Raw genomic sequence first — 6,490 nt, 5'->3', positions numbered from 1 at the left:
CCACCTCGGCGTCGAGGCGGTGATCTGCCGGCATTGGGCCGAAGGCGGCGCCGGCGCCGAGGAACTCGCCCGCAAGGTCGCGGCACTCGCCGACGAGGGCGAGGCCGATTTCGCCCCGCTCTATCCCGATGCCATGAAGCTGCGGCAGAAGCTGGAGACGATCGCGCGCGAGATCTACGGCGCCGAGGGCGTCAGCGTCGATGCCAAGCTGCAGGCCCGTTTCGCCGAACTGGAGGAGGCCGGCTTCGGCGACCTTCCGGTCTGCGTCGCCAAGACCCAGTATTCCTTCTCGGCCGACCCGACCCTGCGCGGCGCGCCCTCCGGCCATACCGTGCCGCTGCGCGAGCTCCGGCTCTCCGCCGGCGCCGGCTTCGTCGTCGCGATCTGCGGGGACATCATGACGATGCCCGGCCTGCCGCGCGAGCCCGCCGCCGAGCGCATCCATATCGACGCGCAGGGCCGGATCGAAGGGCTGTTCTAGGAAACGCTGCTATTGTTCTGAAAGGCGTCATCCCGTGCGCGCTGCAGCGTGAAACGCTGCTGCGCAGACACGGGACCGTTTCCCGGAAAAGGCGCCTTCTCGTCACGCGGTCCCGTGTCTGCGCAGCGGCACTTCGCGCCGCAGCGCGCACGGGATGACAGCCCCGGAATACCCGCCGCCCTCCAACGGCTTCTTAAAGCTTACGCAACGGATGAGCTTCTACCTTGCGCCCTCCCGCAAGGAAGCCGACCCGATGAGCCAGGCCGAACCCGGTCTGCCCCGCACGCATAGCCTGAAAGCCCGGGTCATGGGCTGGACGCTCGCCATCCTGGTGGCGATCGCGATTCCGGCCGGCGCGGCCTTCCTGTGGATCGTCGACGCGACCGTGCTGAAGCTCGGCACTCTCGTCGCCGAAAAGCAGATCCTGTTCGATCGCTATCGTGGGCTCGAAGCCCTGATGCGCGAGGTCTCGCTCGCCGAGACCGTCGCCCGCGCCCCCGCGATCGTCGACTGGGCCGAAAACGAGGACGATGCGCAGAAAGCCGAGCGCGGCCTGGCGGAGCTGGAGCATTACCGCCAATCCTTCCGGGACCGCAGCTATTTCACCGTGCTCGCCGGCTCGGGCAATTACTACTTCAACGACAAGGACAACAGCTACGAGCACGAGCGCAAGCGCTACACGCTCTCGGCCGGCAACCCGCGCGACGGCTGGTATTACAAGACCGCGGCGCTCGGCTCCGGCTGCCACCTCAATGTCGATAACGACGACAATCTCCGCGTCACCAAGGTCTGGATCAACTGCATCATCCGCAAGGACAATCGCGTCCTCGGGATCATCGGCACCGGGCTCGACCTGACGCAGTTCATCCGCGAGGTCGTCGACATCCCGCAGACCGGCGTCCAGAGCATGTTCGTCGATCGCAGCGGTGCCGTGCAGGCCCATCGCGACGCCAGCCTCGTCGACTTCCACAGCCTGACCAAGGACATCTCCTCCAAGAAGACGATCTACCAGCTCGTCGACAACGACCCGGATCGCAGCCTGCTCGGCGAGATGATCGCCCGCGTCGGGGCCGGCGACGATCTCGTGCAGTCGCGCTTCATGACGGTCGACGGCAAGCGCGTGCTCGTCGGCGTCGGCTATCTCGACCGGCTCGGCTGGTTCAACGTCACGGTGATGGATATCGACCGCATCATCGACCGCAGCCTGTTCCTGCCGCTCGGTCTGCTCTTCGGCGCTGTCCTGCTGGCCGCGGCGGCCCTGATGACGCTGCTGTTCAAGCGCGCGGTGCTCGACCGGCTGGCCCGTGTCGAGCATGCCGCCAGCCATGTCCGCGCCCGCGAGTTCCGCGCCGTCGCGATCGATGCCGGGCGCGACGAGATCGGCCGGCTGTCGCAGGCCTTCGGCACGATGGCGCGCAGCGTCGAGGAAAACACCGCCCGGCTCGAGGAAGCCGTGCGCGAGCGCACCGAGCGGCTCGAACGGATCGCCCATGCCGACCCGCTGACCGGCGTCTTCAATCGGCGCGGCTTCGAACGCGCCTTCGCGAAAAGCCTGGACCGCGCCGGGCGCACCGGGCATCAGGCCGGCCTGCTGCTGGTCGATCTCGACAACCTCAAGCCGCTCAACGACCGCCATGGCCACCAGAGTGGCGACGCGGCCATCGCGGAACTCGCCCGGCGGATGGCCTCTCTTCTGCGCGAGCGGGATATTTGCGCCCGCTGGGGCGGCGACGAATTCATTCTGCTTCTCGACAATGTCGATCGCCATGAATTGTCGGCCATTGCGGCCGCCATCGTCGCGGCTGCGGCGGAGTCTCCCGTCACCCTCGCTAGCGGCGCGGCCGTCCCGATCAGCACCAGCGTCGGCGCAACCCTGCTCGAGCCGCAGGACACGTTGAGCGAGGCCACGCGCCGCGCCGACGAGGCGCTCTATGTCGCCAAGCGCACTGGCCGGAGTCGCTTCGCCATCAGCCCGGCGGAGGAGCTTCCCCTCCGCCGGCGCAGCAGCGGCTGAAGCGCGTCATCTCGTATCTGCGCCGCGGCACTCCGCGCCGCAGCGCGTACGCCATGACACGAATCAGGCGAAGTCGAGCTGGACCTTGATCGCCTTCGACTTGTCGGCGGCGAGGTCGAAGGCCTCGACCGCCCGGTCGACCGGGATCGAGGCGGTGAGCAGCGGCGACAGGTCGATCGAGCCCGAGCCGATCATCGCCACCGCCCAGTCAAACTCCTCATGGAAGCGGAAGGACCCCCGCAGGTCGAATTCCTTGGCGACGACGACGTTCATCGGCAGCGTGAACTGACCGCCGACGCCGATCTGGACGATCACGCCACCCGGTCTGACGACATCGAAGGCGCCGGTCAGCGCATGCTGGTTGCCGGAGGCCTCGAACATCACGTCGAAGGCCCCCTTCTCCGCGCCGTAATCCGCCTTGAGCCGCTCCGGCTCGGCTGCGACATTGACCGTCGCGGTGGCGCCCATCTTGAGCGCGACCGGCAGCGGCCCGTCGACCACGTCGGTCGCGACGATCTCGGAGGCGCCGGCCGCCTTCGCCGCGAGGATCGTGAGCGCGCCGATCGGACCGGCCCCCGTCACCAGCACGCGCTTGCCGAGCAGCGGCCCGGCGCGCTTGGCGGCATGGAGGCAGACCGAGAGCGGCTCGGCGAAGGCGGCCTCGGCCGCCGTGACGCGCGGCGCGACCTTCACCGCCTGCCGCTCCTCGACCACGAGCACGTCGCGGAAGCCGCCCTGCACATGCGGGAAGCGCATCGCCGAGCCATAGAACAGCATGTCCGTGCAGTGCTGCTGCAAGCCCATCTGGCAATAGCGGCAATGGCCGCAGGCGCGGCTCGGATTGACCGCGACGCGGTCGCCCGGCTGCACCCGCGAGACCTCACCGCCGATCGCCTCGACCCGGCCGGCGATCTCGTGGCCCAGGATCATCGGCTCGCGCACGCGGATCGTGCCGAAGCCGCCATGCAGGTAGTAGTGCAGGTCCGAGCCGCAGATGCCGCCGGCTTCGATCCGCACGCGCACGTCGCGCGGCCCAAGCTCGGGCGCGGTCGTCGGCTCGACCCGCAGGTCCTTCTCGGCATGGATGACGACAGCACGCATGGTGGTTCTCCCTGATCAGAATGGCCGACCCTCCTCAGCCCTCATCCTGAGGAGCCGCGGAACGCGGCGTCTCGAAGGATGCTTCAGAGCACGCTGGAACATCCTTCGAGACGCAAGGCATTCGCCTTGCTCCTCAGGATGAGGGCTGAGAGGGTGAAAGGCCTTTCCCAGATTGTCTAATCGATTGAAACCTGCTTACCCAAAGCAGCGCCTCCGGCGCAAACCGAAATCGCCGCCTCCGGCATTTTGCGAGGATATGCCATGTCGCTGTCGCTGTTCAGTCTCGCCGGCAAGATCGCGCTCGTCACCGGCTCGGGCCAGGGCATCGGCCTCGCGCTGGCCGAGGGGCTCTCGGATGCCGGCGCCCATGTCGTGCTGAACGGACGCGACAAGGCCAAGCTGGAGCGCGCCCAGCAGGCGCTGACCGCGGCCGGCCGCAAGGCCTCCATCGCCCCCTTCGACGTCACCGACCAGAAGGCCGTCGAGGCGGGAATCGCGATGATCGAGGCCGAGATCGGCCCGATCGATATCCTCATCAACAATGCCGGCATGCAGAAGCGCGCGCCGATCACCGAATTCCCGGTCGAGGGCTGGCATGAGGTGATGAACACCAACCTGCATTCGGTGTTCTACGTCACCCAGGCCGTGACGAAGCGGATGGTGCCGCGCAAGCGCGGCAAGATCATCAGCATCGGCTCGGTGATGAGCGAGCTCGGCCGCGCCACCATCATCCCCTATACGGCGTCCAAGGGTGCGGTGAAGATGATGACGCGGGGCCTCGCGGCGGAGCTCGGCAAGCACAACATCCAGGCCAATGCCATCGGCCCCGGCTATTTCGCGACCGAGATCAACGCCGCGCTGATCGCCGACGAGACCTTCTCGAACTGGGTCTGCAGCCGCACCCCGGCCGGGCGCTGGGGCGAGACCAAGGAGCTGGCCGGTGCCGCGATCTTCCTGTCCTCGGCGGCCTCGGATTACGTCAACGGCCACCTGCTGATGGTCGATGGCGGCCTGACGTCGGTGGTGTGAGGTCTCGCCGTCATTCTCGACCTGTCCATCGAGCTTACGCCGAGGCTTGAGCATCCGCGGGAACCCCTCTCCTGTAAGGAGAGGGGTAGGGGTGAGGTGTCGGCCCATGGACCAGCTTGCTCATCCCCACCCGCAGCGGCAAACGCGCGGCCAACTGTAGAACGGCCTGCACCTCACCCTGCCCTCTCCTTACAGGAGAGGGTTCCCCGCGCTTCTGTCGTGACGATTATCGCGGGCCAGCGGCCTTCGTGCCCCAATCAGGCCGCAGCCTTCGTCACGGCGTCGACGACATCGTCGACCGCTCGCTCGACCAGGTCGCGGTCGTCGCCCTCCGCCATGACGCGGATCACCGGCTCGGTGCCGGAGGGGCGGATGACCAGGCGGCCGCTCTCGCCGAGAAGCTGCTTGGCGGCCTCAATCGCGCTGATCACTGCCTTTTCCTCCAGCGGGCGCCCGCTCTTGTAGCGGACGTTCTTGAGGATCTGCGGCAGCGGTTCGAAGCAGTGGCAGACCTCCGAGACCGGCTTGTCCATCCGCTTGACCACGGCGAGCAATTGCAGCGCCGCGACGAGCCCGTCGCCGGTCGTGCCGAAATCCGAGAGGATGATATGGCCAGACTGCTCGCCGCCGAGGTTGAAGCCGTGGTTGCGCATGTGCTCCAGCACATAGCGGTCGCCGACCGCGGTCCGCGCCAGCGACAGGCCGAGACCCGCCAGATAGCGTTCCAGCCCGAGATTGGACATCACCGTCGCCACGATGCCCGGCGCCGAAAGCCGGCCGTCCTCCAGCCAGGAACGCGCGATCACCGCCATGAGCTGGTCGCCGTCGACCACCTGCCCCTGCTCGTCGACCACCAGCACCCGGTCGGCGTCGCCGTCGAGCGCAATGCCGACATCGGCGCGCAATTCCCGGACCTTCGCCACCAGCGTCGCCGGATGGGTCGAGCCGACATCGCGGTTGATGTTGAAGCCATCGGGCTCGTCGCCGATGATGATGACCTCGGCACCCAGCTCCCAGAGCGCCTGCGGCGCCACCTTGTAGCCGGCGCCATTGGCACAATCGAGCACGATGCGCAGGCCTTCCAGGCTCATGTTGCGCGGCATGGTGCGCTTGGCGAACTCGACATAGCGCGCATCGGCGCTGTCGATGCGCTTGGCCCGGCCGAGCTTCGGAGAGCCGGAGAGGCGCGAGGTCAGGTCGCTGTCGATCAGCTCCTCGATCTCGCGCTCCACCTCGTCGTTGAGCTTGTAGCCGTCCGGCCCGAACAGCTTGATGCCGTTATCCTCGTAGGCGTTGTGCGAGGCCGAGATCATCACGCCGAGATCGGCGCGCATCGAGCGCGTCAGCATGGCGACCGCCGGCGTCGGCATCGGGCCGAGCAGCATCACGTCCATGCCGACGGAGGTGAAGCCCGCGACCATCGCGTATTCGATCATGTAGCCGGAGAGGCGGGTATCCTTGCCGATCACCACCCGGTGGCGGTGCTCGCCGCGGCGGAAGGCAAGGCCCGTCGCCTGCCCGACCTTCAGGGCGAGGTCGGGCGTGATGACGCCGTTCGCCCGCCCGCGAATGCCGTCCGTTCCGAAATATTTGCGCGTCATCGTGATTGGGTTCCGAGGGGCGGATCGCGCCCGGTTTTGGCCGTTCTATAGCCAAAAAACCTTTCCGCCTCGTCACAAATTGTGACGGAGCGTGAAAGAGGCGCTGCGGCCCTGTTGCTCTCCGTTTTCCCACGTCGTCATCCCGGGCGGAGCGAAGCGTAGACCCGGGATTCATGTCTGAACCTTCGTCGCGAGCGTTCCGACATGGATCCCGCATCGGCGCGGCTGGCGCCGCTTGTCCGGGATGACCGCGCCAATGCGGGG

General features: G+C 67.4%; 5 protein-coding genes. 3 read left to right on the top strand and 2 right to left on the bottom strand.

All coding sequences use genetic code 11. The features are described from left to right. Together JHD80_RS19440 and JHD80_RS19435 are read left to right on the top strand one after the other, a co-directional pair. A partial coding sequence (locus tag JHD80_RS19440; RefSeq protein ID WP_199090796.1) for a formate--tetrahydrofolate ligase occupies positions 1–481 on the top strand: 481 nt, incomplete at its 5' end. A 253-nt stretch (positions 482–734) separates the two neighbouring features. Next, positions 735–2,495 (top strand): sensor domain-containing diguanylate cyclase, encoded by a 1,761-nt coding sequence (locus JHD80_RS19435; protein ID WP_199090794.1) that lies wholly within the window; start codon positions 735–737, stop codon positions 2,493–2,495. A gap of 63 nt (positions 2,496–2,558) precedes the next feature. Here the strand turns inward: JHD80_RS19435 and JHD80_RS19430 are convergent, their stop codons facing one another. Beyond that, positions 2,559–3,596 carry an L-idonate 5-dehydrogenase gene (locus JHD80_RS19430; RefSeq protein ID WP_199090792.1) on the bottom strand — a complete coding sequence of 346 codons (1,038 nt, stop codon included), beginning with the start codon at positions 3,594–3,596 and terminating at the stop codon, positions 2,559–2,561. A gap of 261 nt (positions 3,597–3,857) precedes the next feature. On the opposite strand from JHD80_RS19430, the gene JHD80_RS19425 reads away from it, so the two are divergent. Continuing rightward, a complete protein-coding gene (locus JHD80_RS19425) occupies positions 3,858–4,625 on the top strand; it encodes an SDR family oxidoreductase (protein ID WP_199090791.1) in 768 nt (255 codons plus the stop codon). 257 nt (positions 4,626–4,882) lie between these two features. Here JHD80_RS19425 and glmM read toward each other — a convergent pair whose 3' ends face one another. Then, positions 4,883–6,226 (bottom strand): phosphoglucosamine mutase, encoded by a 1,344-nt coding sequence (glmM, locus tag JHD80_RS19420; RefSeq protein ID WP_199090789.1) that lies wholly within the window; start codon positions 6,224–6,226, stop codon positions 4,883–4,885. Positions 6,227–6,490 lie beyond the last annotated feature (264 nt).

This window comes from Allobosea sp. ASV33 (assembly GCF_016428755.1).
GTDB lineage: Bacteria > Pseudomonadota > Alphaproteobacteria > Rhizobiales > Beijerinckiaceae > Allobosea.
This window is presented reverse-complemented; position numbering and strand designations above follow the sequence as displayed.

Bases quoted from the DNA above. Each gene is read 5' to 3' on its own strand.
- JHD80_RS19435 (WP_199090794.1), top strand. From the start codon at position 735: ATGAGCCAGGCCGAACCCGGTCTGCCCCGCACGCATAGCCTGAAAGCC.
- glmM (WP_199090789.1), bottom strand. From the start codon at position 6,226: ATGACGCGCAAATATTTCGGAACGGACGGCATTCGCGGGCGGGCGAAC.
- JHD80_RS19425 (WP_199090791.1), top strand. From the start codon at position 3,858: ATGTCGCTGTCGCTGTTCAGTCTCGCCGGCAAGATCGCGCTCGTCACC.
- JHD80_RS19430 (WP_199090792.1), bottom strand. From the start codon at position 3,596: ATGCGTGCTGTCGTCATCCATGCCGAGAAGGACCTGCGGGTCGAGCCG.